The organism is Streptosporangium sp. OZ121 (assembly GCF_051918885.1).
GTDB lineage: Bacteria > Actinomycetota > Actinomycetes > Streptosporangiales > Streptosporangiaceae > Streptosporangium.
On record NZ_JBPXMC010000027.1, the window covers coordinates 36543 to 62758 of the forward strand.

At 71.9% G+C, this 26216-nt stretch carries 19 protein-coding genes; 10 read left to right on the plus strand and 9 right to left on the minus strand.

The genetic code is table 11. The features are described from left to right. Positions 1–6: 6 nt before the first annotated feature. The gene (locus tag ACTOQ1_RS33815; RefSeq protein WP_440072035.1) at positions 7–2730 is read right to left on the minus strand and encodes a helix-turn-helix transcriptional regulator; all 2724 of its coding nucleotides are present in this window, start codon (positions 2728–2730) and stop codon (positions 7–9) included. Positions 2731–3045: 315 nt separating this feature from the next. On the opposite strand from ACTOQ1_RS33815, the gene ACTOQ1_RS33820 reads away from it, so the two are divergent. The 3 genes from ACTOQ1_RS33820 (at position 3046) to ACTOQ1_RS33830 (ending at position 6532) form a co-directional block, all read left to right on the plus strand. Continuing rightward, complete coding sequence (locus ACTOQ1_RS33820; RefSeq protein ID WP_440072036.1) at positions 3046–3591, plus strand: DUF308 domain-containing protein; 546 nt, start codon at positions 3046–3048, stop codon at positions 3589–3591. Positions 3592–4140: 549 nt separating this feature from the next. Next, on the plus strand, positions 4141–5703 hold the full coding sequence (locus ACTOQ1_RS33825) for an MDR family MFS transporter (protein WP_440072038.1): 1563 nt from the start codon (positions 4141–4143) through the stop codon (positions 5701–5703). Positions 5704–6067: 364 nt separating this feature from the next. Continuing rightward, positions 6068–6532 carry a hypothetical protein gene (locus ACTOQ1_RS33830; RefSeq protein WP_440072039.1) on the plus strand — a complete coding sequence of 155 codons (465 nt, stop codon included), beginning with the start codon at positions 6068–6070 and terminating at the stop codon, positions 6530–6532. A gap of 168 nt (positions 6533–6700) precedes the next feature. Here ACTOQ1_RS33830 and ACTOQ1_RS33835 read toward each other — a convergent pair whose 3' ends face one another. The 3 genes from ACTOQ1_RS33835 to ACTOQ1_RS33845 all read right to left on the minus strand — a co-directional run bounded on the left by ACTOQ1_RS33835 (position 6701) and on the right by ACTOQ1_RS33845 (position 10527). Next, positions 6701–7168, minus strand: a complete 468-nt coding sequence (locus ACTOQ1_RS33835; RefSeq protein WP_440072040.1) for a hypothetical protein — start codon at positions 7166–7168, stop codon at positions 6701–6703. A 210-nt stretch (positions 7169–7378) separates the two neighbouring features. Beyond that, positions 7379–9256 carry a ricin-type beta-trefoil lectin domain protein gene (locus ACTOQ1_RS33840; RefSeq protein WP_440072041.1) on the minus strand — a complete coding sequence of 626 codons (1878 nt, stop codon included), beginning with the start codon at positions 9254–9256 and terminating at the stop codon, positions 7379–7381. A gap of 245 nt (positions 9257–9501) precedes the next feature. Beyond that, positions 9502–10527, minus strand: a complete 1026-nt coding sequence (locus tag ACTOQ1_RS33845) for a LacI family DNA-binding transcriptional regulator (protein WP_440072042.1) — start codon at positions 10525–10527, stop codon at positions 9502–9504. A gap of 1093 nt (positions 10528–11620) precedes the next feature. Here ACTOQ1_RS33845 and recD2 point away from each other — a divergent pair. The 6 genes from recD2 to ACTOQ1_RS33875 all read left to right on the plus strand — a co-directional run bounded on the left by recD2 (position 11621) and on the right by ACTOQ1_RS33875 (position 19336). After that, the gene (gene recD2, locus ACTOQ1_RS33850) at positions 11621–13786 is read left to right on the plus strand and encodes an SF1B family DNA helicase RecD2 (RefSeq protein WP_440072043.1); all 2166 of its coding nucleotides are present in this window, start codon (positions 11621–11623) and stop codon (positions 13784–13786) included. Positions 13787–14002: 216 nt separating this feature from the next. Continuing rightward, positions 14003–15304, plus strand: a complete 1302-nt coding sequence (locus tag ACTOQ1_RS33855) for a ThuA domain-containing protein (RefSeq protein ID WP_440072044.1) — start codon at positions 14003–14005, stop codon at positions 15302–15304. 563 nt (positions 15305–15867) lie between these two features. Next, a complete protein-coding gene (locus ACTOQ1_RS33860) occupies positions 15868–16275 on the plus strand; it encodes a TOBE domain-containing protein (protein WP_440072045.1) in 408 nt (135 codons plus the stop codon). A 208-nt stretch (positions 16276–16483) separates the two neighbouring features. Further along, positions 16484–17218: an ABC transporter permease gene (locus ACTOQ1_RS33865; protein ID WP_440072105.1), complete on the plus strand. Its 735-nt coding sequence runs from the start codon at positions 16484–16486 to the stop codon at positions 17216–17218. Next, positions 17215–18246, plus strand: coding sequence for an ABC transporter ATP-binding protein (locus ACTOQ1_RS33870; RefSeq protein ID WP_440072046.1), 1032 nt, complete (start codon positions 17215–17217; stop codon positions 18244–18246). Before ACTOQ1_RS33865 ends, ACTOQ1_RS33870 begins: the two co-directional genes overlap by 4 nt. Positions 18247–18478: 232 nt before the next feature. Further along, complete coding sequence (locus ACTOQ1_RS33875; RefSeq protein ID WP_440072047.1) at positions 18479–19336, plus strand: NAD(P)-dependent oxidoreductase; 858 nt, start codon at positions 18479–18481, stop codon at positions 19334–19336. Between the two features lie 82 nt (positions 19337–19418). On the opposite strand, the gene ACTOQ1_RS33880 is transcribed toward ACTOQ1_RS33875, so the two are convergent. The 4 genes from ACTOQ1_RS33880 to ACTOQ1_RS33895 all read right to left on the minus strand — a co-directional run bounded on the left by ACTOQ1_RS33880 (position 19419) and on the right by ACTOQ1_RS33895 (position 23647). Continuing rightward, positions 19419–20561: a serine hydrolase domain-containing protein gene (locus tag ACTOQ1_RS33880; RefSeq protein ID WP_440072048.1), complete on the minus strand. Its 1143-nt coding sequence runs from the start codon at positions 20559–20561 to the stop codon at positions 19419–19421. A 118-nt stretch (positions 20562–20679) separates the two neighbouring features. After that, positions 20680–22161, minus strand: a complete 1482-nt coding sequence (locus tag ACTOQ1_RS33885) for a sensor histidine kinase (RefSeq protein WP_440072049.1) — start codon at positions 22159–22161, stop codon at positions 20680–20682. Then, positions 22158–22844: a response regulator transcription factor gene (locus ACTOQ1_RS33890; RefSeq protein WP_440072050.1), complete on the minus strand. Its 687-nt coding sequence runs from the start codon at positions 22842–22844 to the stop codon at positions 22158–22160. Before ACTOQ1_RS33890 ends, ACTOQ1_RS33885 begins: the two co-directional genes overlap by 4 nt. A 290-nt stretch (positions 22845–23134) precedes the next feature. Next, positions 23135–23647: an anthrone oxygenase family protein gene (locus ACTOQ1_RS33895; RefSeq protein WP_440072051.1), complete on the minus strand. Its 513-nt coding sequence runs from the start codon at positions 23645–23647 to the stop codon at positions 23135–23137. Between the two features lie 221 nt (positions 23648–23868). Between ACTOQ1_RS33895 and ACTOQ1_RS33900 the strand changes: the two genes are divergently transcribed. Continuing rightward, complete coding sequence (locus ACTOQ1_RS33900) at positions 23869–24852, plus strand: AraC family transcriptional regulator (RefSeq protein WP_440072052.1); 984 nt, start codon at positions 23869–23871, stop codon at positions 24850–24852. A 181-nt stretch (positions 24853–25033) separates the two neighbouring features. Here ACTOQ1_RS33900 and ACTOQ1_RS33905 read toward each other — a convergent pair whose 3' ends face one another. Continuing rightward, a complete protein-coding gene (locus ACTOQ1_RS33905) occupies positions 25034–25978 on the minus strand; it encodes a hypothetical protein (RefSeq protein ID WP_440072053.1) in 945 nt (314 codons plus the stop codon). Between the last annotated feature and the right edge of the window lie 238 nt (positions 25979–26216).

Here is a 26216-nt window from a genome sequence, read left to right on the forward strand (position 1 = left end):
CTGGGATCACCTGTCGCGCAGGGCGGAGGCCAGCTCGCGGCGGGAGCCGATGCCGAGCTTGGTGAAGACTTTGCGCAGGTGCCATTCGACGGTACGCGGACTGAGGAACAGCACGGCGCCGATCTCCGGATTGGTACGCCCCGCCACGGCCAGACGCGCGATCTGCGCCTCCTGGGGGGTGAGCTCCTCCCGCGCGCCCGGGGTCCGCTTGCGCACCGTCTCGCCGGTGGCGGCCAGCTCCCGGCCGGCCCGCTCGGCGAAACCGTCCGCACCGATCGTGGTGAACGCCTCGTGGGCGATCCGCAGCTGCGTCCGGGCGTCGGCCCGCCGGTTCTCCCTTCGCAGCCACTCGCCGTAGAGCAGCCGGGCCCGGGCGGTCTGCAGGCCGAGCCGAGTCGCGGCGAACCGCTCGATCGCCTCTCGGTAGTGCTTCTCGACCGGCCCGGCCGGGCCCGCGAGCGCGTCCGCGAGAGCCTGGGCGCCGCGCGCCCAGTTCGTGTCGACGACACGCGTCCGGGCGGCGAGGCGGTCGCGTGCCTCGGCCGCGACGGTGCCCGCCCCGGCGCGTGCGGCGGCTTCGACCAGCTCACCGAGCGTCCACTGCAGGACGGCGGGGTCCTCGTGCCGAGCCGCGTCGAGGGCCGCCTTCAGCGCCGCCGGGTACCGGCCGAGCCCGTTGAACAGCACCGCCCTGCTGTATCCGGCGACGGCGAGCAACCACCCCAGGCCGCCCGCCTCGGCGTTCCTGACCAGAGCCTCGTTGAGTTCCAGCGCCGGCTCCTCGCGTCCGCGATGCGCGGCCAGGATGACCGCGGTGGCCGGATGCGGGGGCGAGCCGGTGGCTTTCCCGAGGGCCTCGGCCTCGTCGACCAGGTTCGACGCGTCGGCGAAGCGGCCGGCGTAGATCAGCGCGGTGGCGCGGAAGGTCAGCGCGCTCGGCAGGAGGGACAGCGCGCCGGTCTCGCGGGCGTGGCGGACGGTCTGCTCGGTCCTGGTGAGAAACGCCACGTCGTCCCACACCTCGTGCATGACCATCCCGTTCAGCCAGACCAGGTCCAGGTCGTTGTCCGGGGGAACCGCGGCCAGGGCGCGGGTGAACAGCGGCACCGCCGCCGCGTGCCCCTCCAGGATCCACGCCGTCAGCCCCGCGAGGAGCAGACCGGCCGACTCCTCGCCCGCGGGAACGCCGCGGGCGGCCTCGGCCGCCCGGCGCAGGTCGCCGCCGCCGAGCCACCCCGCGTTCACGGCCGCGCCGATCGCCGCCAGGTAGGTCTCCCGGGCCGCGGCGGGATCCAGCGCCTCCAGGCGGCGGGCGGCCGAGAGCAGCGGCGGCACGGCCGCCCGCCCGGCGTTGAGCGCGAACGCGACCTTGGCGCGCAGCCGCTCCACTCCGGCCCGCCGCACCGGGTCCAGCGGACCGAGCTCGGCGGCGGCCAGCAGGTCCGGCACCTCGGCGAGGGCTCCGGCGGTGAACCGGGCCGTCGCGGCGGACAGGATGCGCCCGGCGCGCTTCGCCGGATCGAGGGTGAGCTCCGCCGCGCGCTCCAGGAAGGCCGCGGCCGCCGCCCGGCCGCCACGGGTCATCGCCCGGCCGGCCGATCGCTCCAGTTCGCCGGCGACCTCCTCGTCCGGCCCCGGCGCGGCGTGCGCCCGGTGCCAGGCACGGCGGTCGGGCTCCTGCTCGGGGTCGGTCACCTCGGCGAGCGCCCGGTGCACCGCGCGCAGCCCGGCGGGCTCGGCGGAGCGCCGGCTGGCCGAGCGGACCAGCGGATGCCGGAACCGGACCCGGGTCCCGATCTCGACCAGGCCCGCGGCCGTCGCGGGTGCCGCGGCATCCGTCCCGACATCCAGCCGTTCGAGCGCGCGCCACAGCAGCGGCACGTCGCCGACCGGTTCGACGGCGGCGGTGAGCAGCAGCGTGCGGGTCTCCGGAGGCAACGCGGCGATGCGACGCTGGAAGCCCTCCTCGACCCGGCTCACCAGCGGCGTCGCGCTGTGCCCGCCGAACCCGAACGCCAGCTCCGCCGGCGTGAGATCGCGCGGCAGTTCGAGCAGGGCCAGCGGGTTGCCGCGGGTCTCGGCGACGATCCGGTCGCGTACGCGGGCGTCGACCGGGCCGGGCAGTACGGAGTCCAGCAGCGCCCGCGCGTCCGCGTCGGGAAGACCCTCGACGCGCAGTTCCGGCAGCCCTCCGAGGATCCGCTCGTCGCCGGGGCTGCGCGCCGCGAAGACGAGGGCGACCGACTCGGAGTCCAGCCGGCGGGCGACGAAGGTGAGGATCACCTCCGACATCCGGTCCATCCACTGCACGTCGTCCACGGCGCAGACCAGCGGCCGCTCCGACGCGGCCTCGGCGAACAGCCCGAGCACGGCGAGCCCGACGAGCAACGTGTCCGGCGGATCACCGGCGCTGAGGCCGAATCCGGTGGCGAGCGCGTCCCGCTGCGGCTCGGGCAGCCGGTCGAGATGGCCCAGCAGCGGCGCGCAGAGTTGCTGGAGTGCCGAGTAGGCGATCTCGGTCTCCGGCTCCACCCCTGCCGCGCGGGCCACCTGGCAGGCGGACGCGGCCTCGGCAAAGTAGTTCAGCAGGGCGGTCTTGCCCACTCCGGCCTCGCCGCGCAGCACCAGCACCCGGCTCTGCCCGGCGCGGACGTCACGCAGCAGCCGGTCGAGTGCCTCCTGCTCGCGTCGCCGCCCCCGCAGCACGGAAGTCCTGGTGTTGATCGGCACGTAACCCCCCTGCCGGGGAGGTTACAACACTCCTGATTTCCCAACGGACAAGCGTCACCAAACTTCGTGACGTGCCGAAACGCCGGACCGGCGTGCCGGAAGACCATGACGATCGGCCTCGCCGCCGACGGCCGTCGGCGCTGCCCGAAGCGGCGGACCGGCACCCTGCCGCCCGGGGGTGCCCGGTGAGCCTTGCGGCCGGGGACCAGTGTCCCGCCCAGGGTCTCTCCCCGGGGCGACCGGCCGGTACGGGCGGTCAGAGTGACTCCCGTACCCCGGAACGCCGGAAAGCCGGAAAGAAAGCGGAAACCCCCGATGTCGTCACTCCTTCGCATCTACCTCATCCGTGGCCTCATCGCGATCGCCTGGTCGGTCGGCTTCGCCGCCGCCCACGACTCGTTGACGGCCACCTCGGTGATCCTGCTCATCGCGTACCCGGTCATCGACGTCGTCGCCTCGCTGTTCGACGTCCGTGAGGACCCCGGGACTCCGGCCCGCAGGCTGCAGGTGTTCAACACGGCGCTCAGCGCCCTGACCGCCGCCGGTCTCGGCCTCGCCGCCATCAGCGGTGTCGGCGCGGTGCTGTTCGTGTTCGGTCTCTGGGCCGTCGTCTCCGGTGCCGCCCAGCTGACCGTGGCCATCCGCCGCCGCGGCCCCGAGCTCGGCCGTCAGTGGCCGATGCTCGTCGCCGGCGCGCTGTCGGTCATCGCCGGTCTCACCTATCTTCCCGCCGCCGTCGGCGACGACCCCGACCTGACCGCGCTGATCATGTACACCGCGGCCGGGGGTGCCTTCTTCGTCATCCAGGCCGCGACCCTGGCCTGGAAGCGGCGCCGCCGGACGCGGGTCGCCCAGGCCTGATCGGCACCCTGACGCGGTGGTGGCGGGTTCACCCGCCACCACCGCGTCTTCGTTCACACCTCGTCCGGCCGGAACAGGACGCCGGTCTGCTCACATGGGTGCGAGAGGGCTTCCTCCAGGTGGGGGTGCGCTTCCAGGAGGCTCGGACGGTGACGCGGCGTCTCGGCGATCAGGCGGGCGGCGTGCCGAGTCCCGCCGCCGCTCCGCCGAGACGCACGAACCGGGCCGGAAGGAGGCGGTCGCCCGGGATCGACGACCCTTCCCGATCCGTGGCGCTCGTCACAGTGGTGCCCGGCCCCCGGGGCGGGGGCGCGAGGTGTTCGCGCAGGTCATAGGGGATTTGGAGGTTCCCGTGCGCGATCTGGGGACCATCGTTCGCCAGTGAAAATCGGATGACTTTTCACATCACCTGCCGGAATGCTGAGGGCGGGCGATGAGTTTTGTCGGTGGTACAGGTCATTCTTTGCAGACCACGACTTCTCGTGAGACCCAAGGCTGGGACGCCAGCGATGACCACGTGTCATGTCCGACAACCCCGATTGAGGTTCCGTGCACAGCCCACAGCTCGACTCACCCGCCAAGCCCGCGACAGCCGCCCCAGGTCGCACCCCGGCTGTGATCCGGCTGCTGGTGCTCGCCACATTCGTGGTCATCCTGAACGAGACGATCCTGATCAACGGGATCCCGCAGGTGATGAGCGCGCTGCACATCACCGAGCAGACCGCGCAGTGGCTCTCGACCGCCTTCCTGCTGACCATGGCCGTTGTCATCCCGATCACCGGGTGGTTCCTGCAGCGGGTCTCCACCCGCGGCGCTTACACCACCGCGATGGGCCTGTTCCTGCTCGGTACGTTGCTGGCCGCCGTCGCGCCGTCGTTCGGGGTGCTGCTGGGCGCTCGCATCATCCAGGCGGCCGGGACGGCCGTGATGATGCCGCTGCTGATGACCACGCTGATGCAGGTGGTGCCCGAGGGCGACCGAGGGCGGGTGATGGGCAGCGTCTCCCTGGCCATCTCGGTCGCGCCCGCCATGGGCCCGGCGGTCTCGGGGGTGATCCTCCAGTTCGGGTCCTGGCGAATGCTGTTCGCCGTGGTGCTCCCCATCGCCGCCCTGATCACCTGGGGCGGCCTGAAGCAGCTCAAGAACGTCGGAGAGCCGCGGTTCAGCACCGTCGACTGGCTGAGCGTGGTGACCGCGGGCGGCGGCTTCGGCGGCCTGGTCTACGGGCTGAGCCGGTTCGAGAGCGGTGACGCCCGCGTCGCCGTCGCGATCGTGGTGGCCGGCCTGGCCGCCATCGCCGTCTTCGTCTTCCGCCAGCTGTCGCTGCAGAAGCGCGGCGTGCCGCTGCTGGATCTGCGCACCCTGCGCTACCGCACCTACACGGTCGCGCTGATCCTGATGGCGGTGGCCTTCATGTCGATGTTCGGCTCGATGATCCTGCTGCCGCTGTACCTGCAGAACGTCCGCGGGCTCAGCGCCCTGCAGACCGGGCTCCTCGTGATGCCGGGCGGCCTCGCGATGGGGCTGCTCAGTCCGACCGTCGGCCGCCTGTTCGACCGGTTCGGTGGCCGGGTTCTGGTCATCCCCGGCTCGATCGGGATCACGCTCGCGCTCACCGGCTTCACCCAGGTCACCATGACCATGCCGTTCTGGCAGCTTCTCGGTCTGCACGCGTTGCTGATGGTGGGGCTGGCCGCGGTCTTCACCCCGGTGTTCACCCTCGGGCTCGGAGCGGTCCCGCCGCCGCTCTACTCCCACGCCAGCTCGATCCTGAGCACGCTGCAACAGGTCGCCGGGGCCGTCGGTATCGCTCTCGTGATCACCGTGATGAGCGCGCGAACCGACAACCTGAGAGCCGCGGGGGTCACGGAGACGCTCGCCAACCTCGACGGCATGCGGCTGGCCTTCATCATCGGCGCGGTGCTGTCCCTGGCCGTGGTCGTCGCCGCCCTGCTCCTGCCCGCCCGGGCGGACAACGCCGGCGAGACCGAGGAGACCGGCGAGACCGACGAGGTCGGCGAGACCGGCAAGACCGAGGAGACCGACGAGGTCGGCGAGACCGGCAAGACCGAGGAGACCGGGGAGACCCGGCCGGTGGAACAGCCGGCCTGACGACGGTGGGACGACGGGACGCTGTGACCTCCCTTGCCGGGGTGGCGGTCGCCGGAGAGCTCTTCGACGCCGCGACCCCGCCGGAGCGTGACCCCGCCCACCTGGCCTTCACCGCGCCCGGCCGCCGGTTCTGAGCGGTGGTGCTCCGGAGGGTGTCCGGTTGTGGCGAGGTGCCCGATCCAGCGGAAAAAACGGGGTTTTGTGTGCCGTAGTGCACGCTCGGCGCTATGTGTGCGTTTGTACGCAGAACGGGACTTTTCTTCTGCCTAATGTCAGTGCTGTCCGGAGCGCGGCACCGAAAAGGCGCACCGGGCGCAGGTCACACGGGTTGTTCCCGAACACCCTCGATCAAAGGAAATCCCTCATGCGTAAGCTCCGCAGCGTCCTTGCCGGCACGGCCCTGGCCGGCGCCCTGGCGGCCGGTATCGTCGCCGCCCCCGCCCAGGCCGCCACCGCGAGCACGGCGGGTACGGTCTCGGTCGCCCAGGCGCAGTACACCAAGCACTGGTTCTCGGGCTACTCCAGCTTCGGCCGTGGCGAGTCGCGCGGCGAGCGCTCGTACTACAAGGGCTACTGGTACTACTCCAACGGCCGCTACCACTTCGACATCAAGACCTGGGACCGCGACCGCGACCGGGAGAACACCTTCATCGATTTCTACTACCACGACGACCGCGGCTGGCACAACCGCCGCTTCAACACCGGCGGCCACCACGAGTGGAAGTTCAGCTACAGCGCCAAGGGCGGCTTCGACGGCTTCCGCGTCCGCGTCGGCGAAGGCCGCTCCGGCGACTTCGACTGGGGCAACTACCACCGCGATTCCTTCTGAACCACCCGCTGACGTCGTGACGCGCACCGCGTTCGACAGGTGAATCCGCGAAGGCGCCGGCGATCCCGCCGGCGTCTTCGCCGGGACACGGCCGGGATCCCCGATCACCAGGAGGCGTACCGCCCTGGTCGTGGCATCGGGAATTCCGGCCGCGTCACATGTCCAGGGTCAGGAGTGTGCGGTCAGGCACTTCTTGAGCGTGTTCCTGGAGTTCTGCCGCTGCGGTGCGATCTTCAGGAGAGCCGCGTCGCGCACCTGCACGTACCTGGCCCCGGCGGCGTTGTAGGCCTCCACCATCTTCTTCGCGGCGGGGTCCAGGCCCGGTGCCTTGACCCCGAGCTGCTGCAGAGCCGCCTTCTGGGAGAGCTGGTCGACGTTGGCGGCGGCGCCGGCCTTCATCAGGGCGGCGTGGGCGGCCTTGACCTCGGGGAGGGCTTCGACGTTGGTGAGGGCGTCCTCGGCGTTCATCAGCGCGAGATATTCCCGCGCGCAGGGGGCCGGGGCGGAGGTGGCGGCGGAGGCGGTGCTCGCGCCGACGGTGGTGAGGGCGGCGAGAAGGCCGAGGGCGGCCAGCGCTGTTGCGGTGGTGCGGGTGTGCATGGGGTGCTCCCGTTGGTGCTGAGGGTTGATTGGCATGTGACCTCATGCACCGTAATCACTGTGGGTAATCGCCCCGATGCTTAAAGTTGACGTCAAGGGTCGTGAGCCACCGGCGGAGGCCGAGAGGGCGGCGTCGACGGATCGCGGCGAGAACGCCGCCACCTGGGCGTCCGGAGCTCGGAGGACCCGGGAAGGCCACGGGCGCGAACCCCCTTTCGGAGGGTTCGCGCCCGTGTTCCGCTCAGGTCAGGACATCGTCCACTTCTGGTTCGCGCCACCGGTGCATTCCCACAGCTGGAGGCGGGTGCCGTCGGCGCTGGTGTTACCCGTCACGTCCACGCACTTGTTCGCGGCGGGGTTCACCAGGTCCCTGGTGGTGGGGTTGTAGGTCCACTGCTGGTTGGGGCTGCCGAAGCACGACCACAGCTGGAGCCGGCTGCCGTTGGCCGTGCCGTTGTCGACGACGTCCAGGCACTTGCCGAGCACGCGGAGCGTGCCGTCGCCGGGGCGGGTCCACTGCTGGGCGGCGGTGCCGTTGCAGGAGTAGAGCTGGACGGCGGTGCCGTCGGCGCTGCTCGCGCCCGCGACGTCCATGCACTTGCCGGCCAGGCCGGTGATGGCGCCGCCACCGGGGTTGCCGCTCGGCGTGCCGGACCAGGTGAAGGTGGCGGTGGTGCGGGCCGGGAGCGAGTAGACGAACGACTGGCCGCCCCAGTTGACCCGGACGGACTGGGCCGAGGTGCCGCGGTTGTGCGCGATCAGGGCCTTGGAGCCGTCGGAGTTGCGCCAGGCGACGTTCTGGATCGTGGCGTTGGCGGTGGAGTCGATCCGGAACGCCCCGGGCCTGACGAACTTCGTGAGGTGGCCGGTCGTGTAGTACTCGATGGTGTTGTCGACCTGGCCGGCGCGGGGGCCGCCCTCCTGGACGGTGACCAGGCCGGTGCAGACGTCACAGCCGCCGTTGTGCGGGCCCATGTTCTGGTTGAGGGCGAGGCTCCACTTGACGAGGCTGCCGCTCCAGTTGCGGGCGTAGTTGACGATGTCGGCGAGGTCCTCGTTGTGCTGGTTGCCGATCCAGGTGCCACCCGAGTGCTCGGTGCTGAACTGGCGTACGGCCGGATACTGGTTGTGCACCTGGGTGCCGACCGCCGGGTCGCCGAAGTAGCCGTGCCAGGCGATGCCGCCGAACAGGGGGTCGTTGCGCACGCCCGCGTCGTTCAGCACGCCGGCGCCCATGGTGGCGTAGTCGCCGTAGTTCCAGTCGTGGACGAGGACCTTGGTGGTGATGCCGGCGGCGCGGAAGGCCGGGTAGACGTGGTTCTTGGTGAACTCGGCCAGTCCGGAGGAGTTCCAGCTCATGCCGGGATAGTTCATCGCGGTCGGGTTGCCCGCCTGGCAGCAGTTGGGCTCGTTCTGCACCGAGATGTAGTCGACCGGGATGCCGGCGTTCTGGTAGCTCTGGACGTACTTCACCAGGTACTGGGCGTACGTGGGGTAATGCTCCCACTTGAGCCAGCCCATCTGGTCCATCCGGCCGTTGTCCTTCATCCAGCCGGGTGCGCTCCACGGCACGCCCTTGACGCGCAGGGCCGGGTTGAGCGACTTGGCCTGCTGGGTGAGCAGGCGCACGTTGGTGTCGTACCCGTTGGCGCCGAAGTCGTTGAGGTCGCAGCAGGTGTCGTCGAGCGAGACGTTGCCGGGCCGCGAGAGGTCGGAGGCGCCGATCGGGTTGCGCACGAACGACAGGCCGATGCCGTCGGTGGGGTGGAAGAGCCTGCGCATCACGGCGTCGCGGGTGGCCGCGCTGATCGGGCCGCCGCGCAGCAGGTAGGCGGTGGTGTCGGTGATCGAGGCTCCACCGCCTTCGAACTGCTGGTAGGTGGTGCCCTCGTTCACGGTGATGGTGTGGTTGGCGCTGCCTCCGGCGGGGCCGAAGGCGATGGGGGACTGCTGCTGAAGACCCCGCGTGACGGTCCGGCCGCCCGCGTCGGACGTGGTGGTGAGCCAGATGTTCACGGGCTCGTTGGCGGCCAGGGCGGGCGTGGCGGCGACAGGTCCCGTCGCCCACAGGGCGGCGGCGCAGGCCAGGGCGAGGGTGAGGGCCCGGCGAGGTGGTCGGAACACGGCAGGGGGTCCTTTCGGGGGGTGCGATTGGGCCCGCGACGCCCCGGGCCGTCCGCGTCAAGGGCACACGCGTCGCCCCGGGAACCATCGCTGTAACCGATGTAACAGATAAGAAACTTTTCTGTTGCAGGACAGGACAACACACGTGGAAATCGGTTGTCAAGGTCTGGTAAATACCGGGATCGGTGCATTCAATGCGATATTCGGGACGCCCATCGCTGATGAAACAAATGAAACAAACGTCCTCAGCGGGGAGCAGGACCGGTGGAGCCGCGGACGATCACATCGGTCCCCAGGGAGACGTGCAGGGCCTCCAGCGTGTGCCGGCTGAGCAGCCGCATCAGCAGCGTGACAGCCATCCGGCCCATCTCCTGCAGGGGCTGGCGCACCGTGGTCAGCGTCGGCAGGGTCGCCCGGCCGAGGTCGAGGTCGTCGAAACCCGCGACCGACAGGTCGCCGGGGACGTCCAGGCCGCGCTCGGCCGCCGCCCACAGCGCGCCGACCGCCATCTTGTCGTTGAACGCGACCAGCGCCGTCGGCCGCTCGGGCAGGTCCAGCAGCTCGCAGGCCGCGCGGTAGCCGTTCTCCGCGTTGGGTTCCCGCACGCTGCGCAGCAGCTCGGCCGACGGCAGGACGCCGACGTCGGCCAGCGACGCGGTGTATCCCGCCAGCCTGGCCTCGCTGGGCAGCCACTTCACCGGACCGCCGACGATGCCGACCCGGCGGTGGCCGAGCTCGACCACGTGCGCCATCAGCTTGCGCGCGCCGGCGAAGTGCGCGGCCGACACCGCCACGATGTCCTTGGGAGGGGGCGTCCTGGGGTCGATCACCACGAAGGGGAACCGCCGGTCGCGAAGCCGTACGAGCTCCTCGCCCGGCTCCGGGGGAAGGATCAGGATCGCGCCCGCGATGCCGGGGCGGTCGGGCAGGCCTGCGATCGCCGGGGTGTGCTGGGCGGACTCCCCGGTGCTCAGGATCATCTGACCGCCGTGCAGCTCGATGGTCTCGCCGACCGAGGAGACGATGAGCCCGAAGTAGTCGGTCAGCAGGTAGGGACAGCGCACGTAGATCGTGCCGCCGGCGATCGACTCCTGTCCGGCACGCGGCCGGGGTGCCTGGTCCCCGAGGCGGCCGATGGCCCGCAACACCAGTTCCCGGGTGCGCGGGGCGACATTGGCCTGCCCGTTCAGGACCCGCGAGACGGTGGCGATCGACAGGCCCGTCTCCGCCGCGACGTCGCGCACGGTCGCGCGCGTCCCGGGCCGAGCCATGTGCGCCCCCTGGTAGCCGTGTCCCTGCCGTCAGCATAACCAGCGCCGGAAGGAGGCGGCGGCGAGGAGTCTCCACCCCGGACCGGCGACCGCGGGAAGGGGCGAAACCGGTCGATTCCATCGATGCGGAAGCGTCGCCACCCGACTCTCGACAAGCCATCCGACTTGCTGGGATCCAGTTTGCCGTTAGCAGGTAAGGCCGGTGCAAGCATCGTCGAAGAGTCAGAACCGATCATGACATCTGGGGGAAAAATGCTTCGAAAACTGGCCCCGGTCCTGGCCGCGGTCGTGGTGGCGGGGTCACCGGCCATCGCGAACACGGCCTGGGCGGACAGGGCGCCGGCCGCTCCGGCCACCGCCGCGCAGGCGGCCGGTACGTGCGGCCCGCCGGGATCGCCGTGCGCGGCGGTCAACTGCGGTCCGGGCCGCGTCTGCGTCCCCTCGCCCAAGCAGTGCTTCACCACGCCGTGCCCGCAGTACGACTGCGTGCCCGCGTCGGGTTACCCGGGCGGCTACCCCGGCTACCCCGGTGGCTATCCGGGTGGTTACCCCGGCGGTTACCCGGGCGCGTACCCCCCAGGTTGGTATCCTCCGTACCCGGGCTGGCGGCCACCGTATCCGGGCTGGCGTCCTCCTTACCCGGGCTGGCGTCCTCCGTACCCGGTCGGCTACCCGGGCTGGCGCCCTCCGTATCCGGGCTGGCGTCCTCCTTACCCGGGCGTGCGTCCCCCGTACCCGGGCGTGCGTCCTCCGTACCCGGCTCCGCGGCCTCCCGGCCCGGGACCCAGGCCGCCCTGGCGGACGGCGGGTCAGGTGGGAAGCATCTCCGCCGGCGGGATCTGAGCCTCGACGGCGGCAGGCACCTCGGGTCGGGCGGGTAGCGACCCGGCCATCACCCCGGGCGGCGGTTCGCCCGCGCCGCCGGCCGTACGTCACATCCGTCGACCCCGGTGTGCCCGGTACCGCCCATCGCCCCCGGGACGCCACGACGGCGGCCCGGGGGCGAGCCGCGACGGCTTGTGGGGACACCGGGTGAGCTGGTCTGATGTGCGAAGGATGAGGTGAGGCCAGTACGGAGGGGTTGCTTTCTGCCGTGGAGGCATCTGTCGAGCAGCTGGTGTACGTCCGAGAGGACGAGTACACGATCGCGCGGATGAGCGCCGAGGGCATGCCCGGCTTCGTCGCCTCCGGCCGGGCCCTGGGCGGGGTCCAGCCGGGGGAGACGCTCAGGCTCGTCGGCGAGTGGGGCGAGCATCCGCGTCACGGCAGGCGCTTCGAGGTCGTCGCGTGCGAGCGGCTGGTACCGGCCACGGTCCGGGCCATCCGCATCTATCTGGGCTCCGGCCTGATCCGCGGCATCGGGCCGAGACTCGCCCACGCCATCGTGAGCCACTTCGGCGAGGCGACGCTGACGGTCATCGACACCGAGCCCGGGCGGCTCACCGAGGTCGTCAACATCGGCCCCGCGCGGCAGGCCCAGATCGCCGACGCGTGGGAGGAGCAGAAGGCGATCGCCGAGCTCATGGTGGTCCTGCAGGGCTTCGGGATCAGCCCGCTGCTCGCGGCGAAGATCTACCAGGTCTTCGGGGCCGACTCCGGGGACGTCCTCACCTCCGACCCGTACCGGCTCATCGGCAAGGTCAGGGGCATCGCGTTCGCCACGGCCGACAGGATCGCGCTGCGGTCGGGGGTCGCCGAGAACAGCCCGCAGCGGGTCAAGGCGGCGATCCTGGACAGGCTGGAGACGGCGGCGAGCCGCGACGGGCACTGCTACGTGCGGCTGGTCGCGCTGGTCGCCCAGGCCGCGGAGCTGGTCGAGCAGGACCACGAGCTCGTCGGTCAGATGGTCGACGCGCTCGTCGCCGACCGCCGCGTGGTCGTCGAGGCGTCACCGGACGGCCGGGGGACGGCCGTGGTCTACCTGAAGGAGACGCACAGCCGGGAGGTCACGCTGACCGCCCAGCTGACCAGGCTCTGGGAGGCCGCCTCGACGCTGCCCATGCGCCCCTTCCAGGAGGACCCCGGGCTGGACGAGGACCAGCGGGCGGCGGTGAACATGGCGCTGACCAGCACCGTGTCCATCCTCACCGGCGGTCCGGGCTGCGGGAAGAGCCACACCGTCAAGACCGTCGCGGCGACGGTGCGGGCGATGGGCGGCACGGTGACCCTCACGGCGCCGACCGGCAAGGCGGCCAAGCGCCTGTCGGAGCTCACCGGCCTGCCCGCGATGACCGTGCACCGGATGCTGGCCCACCAGCCCGATCCCGACAGCGGCACGCTGTTCGAGCAGACGCCCGCGCAGGCCGACCTGATCGTGGTCGACGAGGCGTCCATGCTGGACCTGAGCCTGGCCACCCGGCTCACCGCGGCCATCTCGCCCGGCAGCCACCTGCTGATCGTGGGCGACAGCGACCAGCTTCCCAGCATCGCCCCCGGCAGCGTGCTGGCCGACCTGCTGCGCGTCGAGGCGATCGCGCGGATGCGCCTGACCAAGGTCTTCCGCCAGGCGGAGGGCAGCGGCATCATCCGGGCCGCCCGCCGGGTCAGGGAGGGCGAGGTGCCCGCGCTCCCCGGCGGCGGAGGCTTCTGGTTCGAGGAGGTCGACGACCCCGAGCGGGTCGCCGAGCGGGTGATGCACCTGGCGACGGTGGCGATCCCGCGCAAGCAGGGGGTGAGCCCGGACCAGGTCCAGGTCCTGTGCCCGATGCGCAAGGGCCTGACGGGGACCGCCGAGCTCGGCCGCATGATCCAGGAGCGGCTCAACCCGGCGCGCGAGGGAGTCGCCGAGCACTGGTCGGGCGCCTCCGCCTTCCGGGTCGGCGACCGTGTCATGCCGATCCGCAACAACTACGACAAGGGCGTCTTCAACGGCGACACCGGTACGGTCACCGCCATCACCCCGGAGGAGCGGGTCGTCGAGATCCGCACCGACGACGGGCAGACCGTGAAGTACGGCTTCGGCGAGCTCGACGAGCTGACCCACACGTACGCCATCAGCGTCCACCGCTCCCAGGGCAGCGAGTATCCCTTCGTGGTCGCGCCGCTCGTCACCGAGTCCGGGGGCGTCATGCTGCGCCGCAAGCTGCTCTACACCCTGCTCACCCGGGCCCGGTCGTGGGTGGTCGTCGTCGGCGAGCGCAAGGCGCTGGAGATGGCCGTCGGACGGCTGGACCACCGCCGCAACACCGGGCTCGCCCGCAGGCTCGCGCTGAGCCTCGGCGCGGACCTCCACTACGAGGCCGCCCCCGCCGCCGACTGACCATCGGAAGATGACACCGGCCGACGCGGGCGCCGCCCGTACGGGCGTTTCCCGGCTCCGCGATCTTCTTGACATTCTTTCTTCACATAACTTGAATTAAGTTAGACAAGAACCGTCCTCGGCTTGCCGAAGTTGTTGGTAACGCCGGTCTCCGTTATGCCCGTGGGCGGGGCGGGCTTCGCCTTTGTCGTTCGTCGCGAGACAGAGGAAATGTAGATGACCAGGAAAAACGTGGTCAGCACGGCGAGGACGTGGGTGCGGCTGTTCGCCGTGCTCGCCCTCGCACTCGGCCTCACCACCCTTCCGGCCGGTGGAAGCGCGGGGGCGTCGGCCGCCCCGAGCTTCAAAGTGATCGCCTTCTACAACGGGGCGTACGACGCGGCCCACGTCAACTTCGTGCAGGAGGCCAACCGCTGGTTCCCGCAGATAGCCGCGCAGAACAACTTCACCTACACCGCGACCAACAACTGGAGCCAGCTGAACGCGAGCAACCTCCAGCAGTATCAAGTGGTCATCTTCCTGGACGACCTGCCGCAGAACGCCGCCCAGCGCTCGGCGTTCGAGCAGTACATGCGTAACGGCGGGGCGTGGATGGGCTTCCACGTGAGCGCGTTCAACACCAACGCCCAGAGCTGGTCGTGGTACCACAACGAACTCCTCGGCACCGGCGCGTTCAGGTCCAACACCTGGGGCCCCACCTCGGTGACCATGCGCACGGAAGGCGGGGCGCACCCCTCCACGGCGCGGCTGCCCGCCACCTTCACCTCGTCGGTCAGCGAGTGGTACAGCTGGGCCAACGACCTGAGGAACAACGCGAACATCAGGATCCTCGGCTCCATCGACCCGTCGAGCTTCCCGGTCGGCACGGACCCCAACCAGACCTGGTACAGCGGCTACTACCCGCTCATGTGGACCAACCGTAACTACAAGATGCTGTACGCGAACTTCGGCCACAACGCCATGAACTACACCAACAACACCCCGCTGTCGTCCACGTTCGCCAGCGAGGTGCAGAACCGGTTCGTCATCGACGGCCTGCTGTGGCTGGGCGGCGGGAGCACCCCGCCCCCGACCGACACCATCTCGCCGACCGCGTGGTACAGCCTCGCCAACCGCGCCAACGGCAAGTGCGTGGACGCGCGCGCGGCCGCCTCGGCGAACGGCACCGTGATCCAGCAGTACACCTGCAACGGCACCCTCGCCCAGCAGTTCCAGGTCCAGCCGACCAGCGGCGGCTTCGCGCGGCTCAACAGCCGCCTCAACAGCGCCCAGGTCGTCGACGTGACCGACGTCTCCACGGCCGACGGCGCCCCGCTCCAGCTGTGGACGTACTCCGGAGGCAACAACCAGCAGTGGCAGGCGGTGTCCGAGGGCGACGGCCACTACCGCTTCGTCAGCCGCCTCAGCGCCAAGTGCCTGAGCGTGCCGGGCTCCTCGACGGCCGACAGCGTCCAGCTGGTGCAGAGCACCTGCAACGGAGGCGCCGCCCAGTCGTTCCGGATCTCCCAGCAGCCGTAGTCGCCGCGAGGCTCCGCGCGCCCGCCCTTCCCGCCGACCGGGAAGGGCGGGCGCCCCGCGGGCACCCGGCGAGTACGCGGTGAGCCCGTGACCGGTGGCCGGCGAGGTGGACGTATCCGGAGGAACCCGTCACCTGGAACACTGTGGGTTTCATGCGACCCCGAGCACCCGTGAGACCCGGGAACGGCGGACGTCCGGCCGTGTCCGTCCACCCCGCCGCGAACGTGACCGCCGTGCGGAAGACCGGCGGAGGCGCGTCGTGAGGCGGGAGATCCGGCGCTTCGAGGCGCGGGTCGAGAGCGCGGACGCGTAACTGCTGGGCGAGGGGCCCGTGTGGGACGCCGAGACGGCGCTCCTCGCGCGGGTGTGCCGGTGCTTCGGCGTGCCGGTGCTTCGGCGTGCCGGTGTTTCGGCGTGCCGGTGTGAGCGGGTCCCCGGCGCGGGGAAAGGGTCCTCCAGGTCGTTCGAGCTCGCAGGAGCGGCGACGGAGTGGCGGATCGCGGCGCGACTGCCATGGAGGAGGGGCATAAGGGCGTGAATACGCGAAGGTATGGTGATTGTTCGTGACGACGTTTCGGATCAGCGAGGCCGCCGCGCTGCTCGGGGTGAGCTCCGACACGGTCCGCCGGTGGGTGGACGCCGGGCGGCTCGCGGCCCGGCGGGACGAGCACGGCCACCGGATGGTGGAGGGTACCGATCTGGCGGCGTTCGCGCGTGCCCAGATCGAGTCCGAGAACGGTACGGGGCACTCGTCGGCCCGCAATCGCCTTCGCGGGATCGTGACCGAAGTGATCAGGGACGCGGTGATGGCCCAGGTGGAGATCGCCGCGGGACCGTACCGGGTGGTGTCGCTGATGAGCCGCCAGGCCGCCGACGAGCTGGGCCTGGAGGTGGGGGTGAGGGCGGTCGCCGTGATCAAGTCCACCAACGTGGTCGTGGAGATCGCCGACCACGCCCGCGCGACGGGTTGACGGCGCCGTGAGCGGTCCGTCCGGTGACGTTACGGGTGGTCCGTCCGGCGGTGTGTCACGCGGTCCGTCCGGCGGCGTGCCGGGGGAGCCGGCCGGTGGTGTGCCGCGCGACGCGGCGGGCGGTCCGTCCGGTGGTTCCCACGGAGGTCCGTCCGGTGGGGTGGCGGGCCGCCCGCCCTGGGTGCTGGTGCTGCCCGCCGTGGCGGGCATGGTCTTCCTGACGCTGCCGCTGGCCGGGCTGCTGGTGCGCGCGCCCTGGTCCACCCTGGCGGAAAGGCTCGGCGAGCCGCAGGTGCTGGAGGCGCTGCGCCTGTCGCTGGTGACCGCGACCGTGGCCACGGTGGTGTGCCTGCTGCTCGGCGTACCGCTGGCGTGGTTGCTGGCCCGTGTCGCCTTTCCCGGCCGCCGCCTGGTGCGGGCGCTGGTCACCGTTCCCCTCGTGCTGCCCCCCGTGGTCGGCGGGGTCGCCCTGCTGCTCGTCCTGGGGCGGCGCGGCCTGGTCGGCCAGTGGCTCGACACCACCTTCGGCATCACCCTGCCGTTCACCACTGCCGGAGTCGTCGTGGCTGAGACGTTCGTCGCCATGCCGTTCCTGGTCATCAGCGTCGAGGGCGCGCTGCGCGCCGCCGACCTGCGCTTCGAGGAGGCCGCCGCGACGCTGGGCGCCTCCCGCTGGACCATCTTCCGCCGCGTCACCCTGCCGCTGATCGCCCCCGGCATCGTCGCGGGCGCCGTGCTGTGCTGGGCCCGCGCGCTGGGCGAGTTCGGGGCCACGATCACCTTCGCCGGCAACTTCCCCGGCCGGACCCAGACGATGCCGCTGGCCGTGTACCTCGCCCTGGAGACCGAACCCGAGGCCGCGATCGTGCTCAGCCTCGTCCTGCTCGCCGTCTCGGTGATCATCCTGGCCAGCCTGCGCGACCGGTGGGTGAGTGCCCCGTGACCCTGAACGCCCACCTTGTCGTCACCCGGCCCCGCTTCCACCTGGACATCGAACTGGAGGTCGCCGCCGGCCAGGTCGTCGCTCTCCTCGGCCCCAACGGCGCGGGCAAGACCACCGCGCTGCGCGCGCTGGCCGGGCTCACCGCCCTGTCCGGAGGGGAGATCACCCTGGACGGCGAGGCGCTGCACACCCTGGCGCCCGAACGTCGCCCGATCGGCATGGTCTTCCAGGACTACCTGCTCTTCCCGCACCTGTCGGCTCTGGACAACGTCGCCTTCGGGCCCCGCTGCCGAGGTGCCTCCAGAGCGGAGGCGCGGCGCGGTGCCGCCGCCTGGCTGGAGCGCGTCGGCCTGGCCGGGCACGCCGCGGCGAAACCCCGGCAGCTGTCGGGCGGTCAGGCCCAGCGCGTCGCCCTGGCCCGCGCCCTCGCCGTGGGGCCCCGCCTGCTGCTGCTGGACGAGCCGCTGGCCGCCCTCGACGCCCACACCCGCCTGGAGATCCGTTCCGGGCTCCGCCGCCACCTGGCCGACTTCGGCGGCGCGACCGTCCTGGTCACCCACGATCCGCTGGACGCCATGGTGCTCGCCGATCAGCTGGTCGTCATCGAGAACGGAGCCGTCGTGCAGCGCGGCACCCCCGCCGAGGTCGCCCGGCGCCCGCGCACCGACTACGTCGCCCGCCTGGTCGGCCTCAACCTCTACCGGGGGCTCGCCGCGGGACGACAGGTCACCGTCGGCGAGGTGAGCTTCAGCGTCGCCGAGCATCTGGACGGCCCCGCGTTCGTCGCCTTCGGCCCCGGAGCGGTCGCGCTCTACCGGACCCGCCCGGACGGCACCCCGCGCAATCTCTGGGAGGCCACGATCGAGGGCATCGAGCGGCACGGCGACAACGTCCGCATCCACCTGGAGGGGCCGATCGCCGCCTCGGCCGACGTCACCCCCGCCGCCGTCGCGGACCTCGACCTGACCTCGGGGCAGCGGATCTGGGCGGCCGTCAAGGCCACCGAGACCCACGCCTACCCGGCCTGAGTTCTCCTGACCTCCGCGCTCACCCGGCCTGAGCTCTCGCGATCCCCGCGCTCACCCGGCGTGAGCTCTCGGACCCACGCCCACCCGGCCTGAACCCCTGCGGCACCGCCCGCCCGTACGGCCTCCCGTGATGTTCCCGCCCGTGCGAGCGCCGAGATGCCGCAGGTCACCCGCGTGGCGGCCCAGACCGCCCGGACCCGCGGGGGCACAATGGCGTGAGGGGGGATGATCGATGCGCGTCGCTGTACTCGGGATGGGCATGATGGGGCAGGCACTGGCCCGGCGGCTGCTGGTGCGCGGCTTCCCGGTCACGGTGTGGAACCGCACACCGGGGCGGGCGGAGGAGCTGGTCGGCCTCGGCGCCGTCGAGGCGGCCTCGCCCGCCGAGGCCGTGCGGGGAGCCGAAGGGGTGCTGCTGTCGCTCGCCGACGACCAGGCGGTTCGCGAGGTGATGTCCCAGCTGACCGGGATCGGCGCCGACGGGCCCGTGGTGGCCGACACGAGCACCGTCGCCCCGGGCACGGCCCGCGCGCTGCGGGACATGGCGCCCGGGGGCCGGTTCGTGGCCGCGCCCGTCATCGGCTGGCCGCCGGCCGTCGCCGAGGGGCGGGCCTCGGTCCTGATGGGTGGCGAGCGTGACGTCGCCGACATGCTGAAGCCGGTGTGGTCTGAGGTGTTCGCCTCCTACTCCTACTGCGGCCGGGATCCCGGCGCGGCGCTCGCCTTCAAGCTGCTGAACAACTACCTGCTGATGACCGGGATCGCCGCGCTCTCCGAGGCGGCCGCCACGGGTCTGGCGGCGGATCTCGACGAGACGCTGCTGCACGACTTCCTCCTCACCTGGCCCACCGTCGCGCCGGCCCTGCACAACCGGGTCGACGACATCCTGAGCGGTGACCACCAGGGGTGGTTCACGACCAGGCTCGCCGCCAAGGACGTGCGGCTCGCCATCGACATGGCGGAGTCGGGCGGCCTCGACCTGCCGATCGCCCGGCTGGTCGAGCGGCGCTACGAGGAGGCGGCCGGGCGCGGCTGGGGCGACGCGGACATCGGCGCCGTCGTCGAGTTGCTGCGCGGGAAACCGCGCTAGCGCCGCCCGCCGCCCGTCACCGCGCCTGTCACGCCGCCCGTCAGTGCGCCCGTCAGCGCCCGTCAGCGCCCGTCAGCGCCCGTCAGCGGGTTCTCGCCACCTCGGCGGCCATGGCGCGGAACGCGGTCAGCGCCTCGCGCTGGTCGTTGGCCGACGCGGAGAGGGACGACTTGACGATCACCACCCCCTGCTCGGGGGAGACGTAGATGTACTGCCCGCCGAATCCGGCGGCCATGAAGTCACCCCGGTCGCCGTCACCGAGCCACCAGTGCAGCCCGTAGCCGGGATTGAAGGAGGCGGAGGGCGTGGTCGACGCCTTGACCCAGGAACGCGGCACGACCTGGCGCCCTCCCGCCTTCCCCTCACGGAGGTAGAGCAGGCCGAACCGGGCGAAGTCGCGGTCGGTGGCGTGGTAGCAGCAGTAACCGAGGCTGTCGCCGTTGGAGTCCTTGTCGACGCGCACCGTGGACGCCATGCCGGCGGGCTTCCAGATCTTCTTCTCCACGTACCGGTGGTACGGCATGCCCGTGGCGCGGGTGACGAGCTGGGCGAGCACGAAGGAGTTCATGCTCGTGTACTCGAACCTGCTGCCGGGCTCCCAGCCGCGCACCTGCCGCGCCGCCATTTTCCCGACCGGCTGGCCCCGGTTCGCGGCCATCTGCACCTTCGGTATGTCGGAGCGCTCGTCCCAGGCGATTCCCGACGACATTCGCAACAGGTTCCGGATGGACACCCCGTCGTAGCCCGAGCCGCGTAGTTCGGGCAGGTAGCGGGTCACCGGGTCGTCGATCGAGCGGATGCGGCCCTCGTGCAGGGCTATGCCGATCGCGGTCGACGTGAAGGACTTCGCCATCGACCAGGACTGGAACCGGGTGCCGCGATCGGCCTTGACGTAGCGCTCGGCCACGATGCTCCGGCCGTCCAGGACGACGAGGCCGTTGGTCTTCGTTCGCGCGAGGAAGTCGTCGAACGTGCGCTCGTCTCCCTCGTAGGTGTAGGTCACCGAGAGCCGCCTCGGGGCGCTCCGCAGCTCGACCGGATGCGCCGACGGCCGTACGAGGTCGAAGGAGCCCGCCTCGGTGACGTCCGGTGCGGCCTGGGCGAGGGGGATCGGCGCCGCCAGGGGCAGGGCGCGGGCCGGGACCGCCCAGCCGGCCAGCGTGAGCGTGGCGAGCGTCACGACGACGGGTCCTCGCAGGCGATGGGTGATGTCGATCGTTCTCATGTTCTCCCCGTGGGTTCGGCGGCGGGTGGGCCGCTCGCGTACGGCAGGGAGCATGGCGCACTTTCCTGGCAGATCTCTGGCAGATCCACGACGAGGACCGGGGCCCGGCGGGTGCCCGCTACCGGCGGGGCCCGGCCAGCCAGGACCGGACTCCGGAGGGACGCTCGCCGGGCCGCCCCGGGGAGCGGGCGGGGAAAGGAGGGGACGTGGGCAGCCGCACCTCGACGCGCGTCCCGCGGCCCTGCCCCGCGTCGGCCACCGCGACCGTGCCGCCGTGCAGCGCCGCCTGCTGGCGGATGAGGGTGAGACCGAGGCCGGAGCCGGGGCTGCCGGCCCGGCGGTGGAACCTGGTGAAGACGGAGTCGCGTTCGGCGGGCGGTATCCCCGCTCCCGCGTCCTGGACGGCGAGCACGGCGACCTCACCGTCGACGGACAGCGTCACCGTGATCGTGGCACGCCCCCCGTCGTCCGCGTCGTCCGCGCCGTGGACCGCGGCGTTGTCGAGAAGGTTGTCCATGATCATCCGGAGTCCCTCCGCCCACCCTCGCACCACCGGGCCGGCCGCGGCGGAGAAGGCGATCGCGGCCTTCGGGTGGCGGCGTCGTGCCTCCTCGACCGCGACGGCGGTGATCTCGGCCAGGTCGGTGTCGGCGAAGGACTCGGGCCCGACCAGCTCGCCGCGCGCCAGCCGGCGCAGCATCGTGATCAGTCGCTGTGCCCGGCCGTGCTCGGCGCCCAGGTCGGCCACGATCTCGGCGCGCTCCACCGGATCCAGGCCGGGGTGGCCGAGCAGCTCCAGGTTGGTGCCCATGCTGGTCAGCGGGGTCCGCAGCTCGTGCGCCACGGTGGCGGCGAAGGCGCGAGCCGTCTCCAGCGCTTCGCCGGTGCGCGTCACCGCCGCGTCCCGCCGGTCCAGCAGGTCATTGAGCAGAGCGGCCAGCTCGTCGATCTCAGTGACCCCCGAGGTGGTCGCCAGCCGTGTTCCCCGCGCGGAGGACGCGCCGATTCCCCGTGCCTGGCCGCGGAGCACCGCCAGGGGGCGTACCGCGAACCTGCCGAGGGCGAGACCGGCCACGACGCCCACCCCCGCCGAGACCAGGGTGACCAGCGCCAGCCGGTTGCGGAGCACCCCGAGTTGCCGGTCGAGGTGCTCTTCGGCCTCGAACACCCACAGGCGGCCCGCGCTCCCTCGCAGGCCCAGATCGGATGCCACGAATCTCCATCTCCGCGTGCCGTCGGCGAAGGTGGCCGGTCCGTTTCCGGCCGGGACGGCGGGTGTCGCGGCCGGTACCTCTCCCATGTCGAGCGGTTCGGTCCCCGGTATCTCGACGCGCATCCCACCGGGGCTGCCGGCCCCCGCGACGGCGGCCCCGGCGAGTCTCCGGGTGAGGAAGTCCGGCGGGAAGCCGGGTGTCAGGCGGACGCGCCAGGAGTACGAGGCGGCCAGCGGCGCCAGCGCGCGCGCCCGCGTCTCCAACTGCCCGTCCCGCTCGGCACGCAGGTCGTGGGAGACCAGGTTCAGCACGAGCAGGCCGCCCAGCAGCACCAGCAGCGGGACGAGCGCGGCCAGGCAGGCCGCGAACCGGGTGGACAGCCTCACCGCCGCCCGTCCCGCACCACGAACCCGACCCCGCGCACCGTGTGCACCACGCGCGGCTCGCCCCCGGCCTCCAGCTTGCGCCGCAGGTAGCCCACGAAGGTGTCCACGGCGTTGCCGGTCACCTCGAAGTCGTATCCCCAGACCCTCTCCAGCAGCACCGGCCTGGACAGCACGACACCCGCGTTGCGCGCGAGGACCTCCAGCAGGTCGAACTCGCGCCGGGTCAGCTCGACCTCCCTGCCGCTCACGGTGACCCGGCGGGCGGCCGGGTCGACCGTCAGCGGGCCCACCCGGACCGCGTCGCCGGCCGCCCGGCCGGCCCGGCGCAGCAGGGCACGCAGCCGCAGGACCAGCTCACCCAGGTCGAACGGCTTGACGACGTAGTCATCGGCCCCCGCGGCCAGTCCCGCCACCCGGTCGGCGACCTCGTCCATCGCCGACAGCATCAGCACCGGTACCTCCGTTCCGCGTGCTCGCAGGCGGGAGCACACCTCGATCCCCGACAGCCCGGGCATCGACACGTCGAGGACGATCGCGTCGGGCACGGCGCTGCCGGCCAGTTCCAGCGCTCGCTCGCCGGAGTCCGCGGTCTCCACACCGAAGCCCTCCAGTCGCAGGCCGCGGCGTAACGAGCGCAGGATCGCGGGGTCGTCGTCGACGGCGAGAATCCGGTACCCGGTCATCGGAGGGCTCCCGTGCGTGTCGGTGGTCAGGACGCGGGGTCAGGGTCTGCCTCCCCGGGTCGCGCCGAGACGCGCGGGGAAGCGCCAAGTGATCGCGAGGCGGCGACAGACGGCATCCTGGCAGAAGTCCGGACAGGCGGGCAGCCTCGATCATGTCCCCCGGCCACCACCCGCCCGGCCGTCATCCGCCCGGCCGTCACCCGCCCGGCCGTCACCCGCCCGGCCGTGCGCCGGGCACCGCCCACCTGGCCATGTCCCGCTCACCACCCACGTGGGCAGGGTCTCCGCGGTCATGACCCGTTCGGCAGGCCGGTACGCCCGTACACGACGAGGGCCCAGGTGACGCAGCCGAAGGCGGCCACGCACGCCAGCGTGCGGATGAGGTTCCAGCGGACCCACGCCGCCTCGAACCGCTCGCGCACCGCCGCGAGGTCGGCGACGCGGTCGGGGTCCCCGGCGGCGTCGAGCGCGTTGTTGAGCGGCACGTTGATCCCCATCGTGATGGCGAGCATCACCACGTACAGGACGAGCGCGGCCACGATCCAGGGCAGCACGGGCCGCCCGTCCGTCTGGAGGTGGAGTACCGCGGACAGGACGGTCAGCACCAGCGCGCCGCCGAAGCAGAGGGCGAACCAGCCGTTGAGGATCGCCACGTTGATCCGCTGCATCGTGCTGACGAAGGTCCGGTCGTCCGCCCGGGCCAGACCGGGCATGACGGAGCAGGCGTAGGCGTAGAAGAGACCTGCCACGAGTCCCGTGGTGATGGCCGCCGCGACCAGCGCGGCGCCTCGGAACACCAACATCACATTCTCCTTGGCCGTTGGGGGAATCCTGCCGTCAGCCCCAGAGCGCGCGCGGTGAGCCCCTCCACCGCGCGGCGGCCGGTCCTGCCCGTGCCACCGAGGACCGGCGTCGCGTTCTTCTCATGGGCGTTTTCTGTCACAGGACCAGTGAACTGGCCAGAGGTGAGACGGGCCATGGTCGAGAAGCGCAATTCCATATTTCAGCGTCTAAAGTGAAATTCGTGGACGCACTCACCGACTTCCTGGACGGTCCGAGGGCCAGGGGAGCGTTCCTGCTCCGCTCGATCCTGAACCCGCCCTGGTCCCTGCGGATCCAGGACCGGGCGCCGCTCGCCCTGACGGCCATGGTGCGGGGTGAGGCGTGGGTGGTCCTCGACGACGCCGCCCCGGTGCGCCTGGGGCCGGGGGACGTCGCGATCATCCTCGGTCCCGATCCCTACACGGTCGCCGACGATCCGGCCACACCGCCCGACGTGGTGATCCATCCGGGCCAGCACTGCACCACCCTCGACGGGCGAAGCCTGGCCCAGGAGATGGACCTGGGCGTCCGCACCTGGGGCAACGACCCCGACGGGTCGACGATGCTCCTCACCGGCACCTACCAGATGCGCGGGGAGATCAGCCGCCGTCTGCTGGAGGCGCTGCCGCCGCTGCTGGTCCTTTCTGAGGACGCCTGGAACTGCCCCGTCATCCCGCTGCTCGGCGACGAGATCGTCAAGGACGAGCCGGGCCAGGAGGCCGTGCTCGACCGGCTGCTCGACCTGCTGCTCATCGCCGTCCTGCGGGCCTGGTTCTCCCGCCCGGAGGCCGGCGCCCCCGCCTGGTACCGCGCCCACAGCGACCCCGTGGTGGGCAAGGCCCTGCGCATGCTGCACGGCAACCCGGCGCACCCCTGGACGGTGGCCACGCTGGCCGCGGGCTCCGGTGTCTCCCGCGCCGCCCTGGCCCGCCGCTTCACCGAGCTGGTGGGCGAGCCGCCCATGACGTTCCTCACCGGCTGGCGGCTGGCCATGGCCGCCGACCTGCTGCGCGAGACCGACGCCACCGTCGGCGCGGTGGCCACGCAGGTCGGCTACGGCAGCGCGTTCGCGCTCAGCGCCGCCTTCAAACGCGAACGCGGTGTCAGCCCCCAGGAGCACCGCGCCGGGGTCCGGCGTTCCCAGCGTCCCCGGAGTGACCACGCCGCCGGCACGTCCTCGCCATAGGTCCCGGCGGACGCGCCGGTGCGAGCCCCGGCCCACCGGTCGACGCGCCCGGAGGCCCGCCGAGCCGGCGGCGTTCCCCGGAGCCCTCTGAAAGCCCCCAGGGGCCCGCCGGAGTCCACCGGAGGCGCGGGAGCCGCCGGAGCCGCCGAGCCGCGCTCACGGTACGTCCGCGCCGTGACGGTCAGAACAGCCAGTCGAGCAGGCCGCCCCGGCCGCCGCCCGAGTTGCCGTTGCCCGAGTTGCCGTTCGTCCCGGTGTCCTGCGGCGGCGGCGGTGCCGTCGTCGGCTGCTGGCTCGGTGCGGCGTCCTCCGTGGGGGCCTGGCTCGTCGGCGAGGGCGCGGGCTCGGAGGTGATCCGCGAGCTCGGGGCCGGGTCCTGCCGTGAGGTCTCCTCCTGCTCGGCGTCCTCGGAGGACGTCGTCGGACGGGTCTCCTTCGGCGAGGTGCTGCGGGTCGGCGACGGCCGGGTGGAGGGCTCCTGGGTCCGGGGAGCCCTGGTGGGAGCGGTGGTCGGGGGCTCGTCGGCCGTGGACGGCTCGTCGGACGGCTCCGCCGTCTCCTCCTCGGGCCGGGGCGTCGGCGTCTCCGAAGGCGCCTTCGGCAGGTCGGCCACCGAGCACCGTACGCCGGGCGAGCACGTGGTGCCGGTCTTCCCGTCCAGGGAGGCGGAGAGCAGCCAGCCGCCCGCGACCCCGGCGATCACGACGCCCCCCACGACCGCCAGCAGGATCCTGCTCTTGCTCCTGCCCCTGCGGCGGCGCTCCTCGTAGGGATCGGGGTCCTCGCGCCAGCCCGACCCCAGGAAACCGCGCGACGGCGTCGCCTCGTCCTCCTCGCGGTAGAGGGGGCCGTCGGACGTGATGTCGGTGTCCCCTATCTCGCGACGCTCGTCGAGGTAGACCATCTCCCGGGACCCGTCGGCCCGGACGATCTCCCGGGATCCGTCGACGTGGACGATCACCTGGGACCCGTCGCCCGGCGTGAGCTCCGGAAAGTCGATCTCGTTCCAGCCGTCCGACAACACGTCGCCGGCGGGACGTTCGGGTTCGTACTGCGCCGGTCCGAGGGGACCGGTCTGCTCGCGAGGGTCTTCCTCGTACGGTCCTTGGATATCGTCGCGCCCCACGATGACCCTCTCTGATGTGAACCTTGGTCGGGCATCTTGATAGCAGATCCGACAGCTACTTGTCCGAAAAGTTCACGTACAGCTGGGAATAATGTGACTTATGGGGTCAAGTGGCGGATCGATGATGGACCGCGCCATTCTCCGCTGAGCGGCGGGTATCCGGGACGGGGAGCCGAGAAGGGGAGCCGATTCCCGTACCGACGGCGGACGCGGACGGACAGGCAGGTCAAGGGAGTCC

Coding starts and splice junctions, on each gene's coding strand:
- ACTOQ1_RS33820 (WP_440072036.1), top strand. CDS start 3,046: ATGTCGTCACTCCTTCGCATCTACCTCATCCGTGGCCTCATCGCGATC.
- ACTOQ1_RS33830 (WP_440072039.1), top strand. CDS start 6,068: ATGCGTAAGCTCCGCAGCGTCCTTGCCGGCACGGCCCTGGCCGGCGCC.
- ACTOQ1_RS33835 (WP_440072040.1), bottom strand. CDS start 7,168: ATGCCAATCAACCCTCAGCACCAACGGGAGCACCCCATGCACACCCGC.
- ACTOQ1_RS33845 (WP_440072042.1), bottom strand. CDS start 10,527: ATGGCTCGGCCCGGGACGCGCGCGACCGTGCGCGACGTCGCGGCGGAG.
- ACTOQ1_RS33855 (WP_440072044.1), top strand. CDS start 14,003: ATGACCAGGAAAAACGTGGTCAGCACGGCGAGGACGTGGGTGCGGCTG.
- ACTOQ1_RS33865 (WP_440072105.1), top strand. CDS start 16,484: ATGGTCTTCCTGACGCTGCCGCTGGCCGGGCTGCTGGTGCGCGCGCCC.
- ACTOQ1_RS33875 (WP_440072047.1), top strand. CDS start 18,479: ATGCGCGTCGCTGTACTCGGGATGGGCATGATGGGGCAGGCACTGGCC.
- ACTOQ1_RS33880 (WP_440072048.1), bottom strand. CDS start 20,561: ATGAGAACGATCGACATCACCCATCGCCTGCGAGGACCCGTCGTCGTG.
- ACTOQ1_RS33890 (WP_440072050.1), bottom strand. CDS start 22,844: ATGACCGGGTACCGGATTCTCGCCGTCGACGACGACCCCGCGATCCTG.
- ACTOQ1_RS33895 (WP_440072051.1), bottom strand. CDS start 23,647: ATGTTGGTGTTCCGAGGCGCCGCGCTGGTCGCGGCGGCCATCACCACG.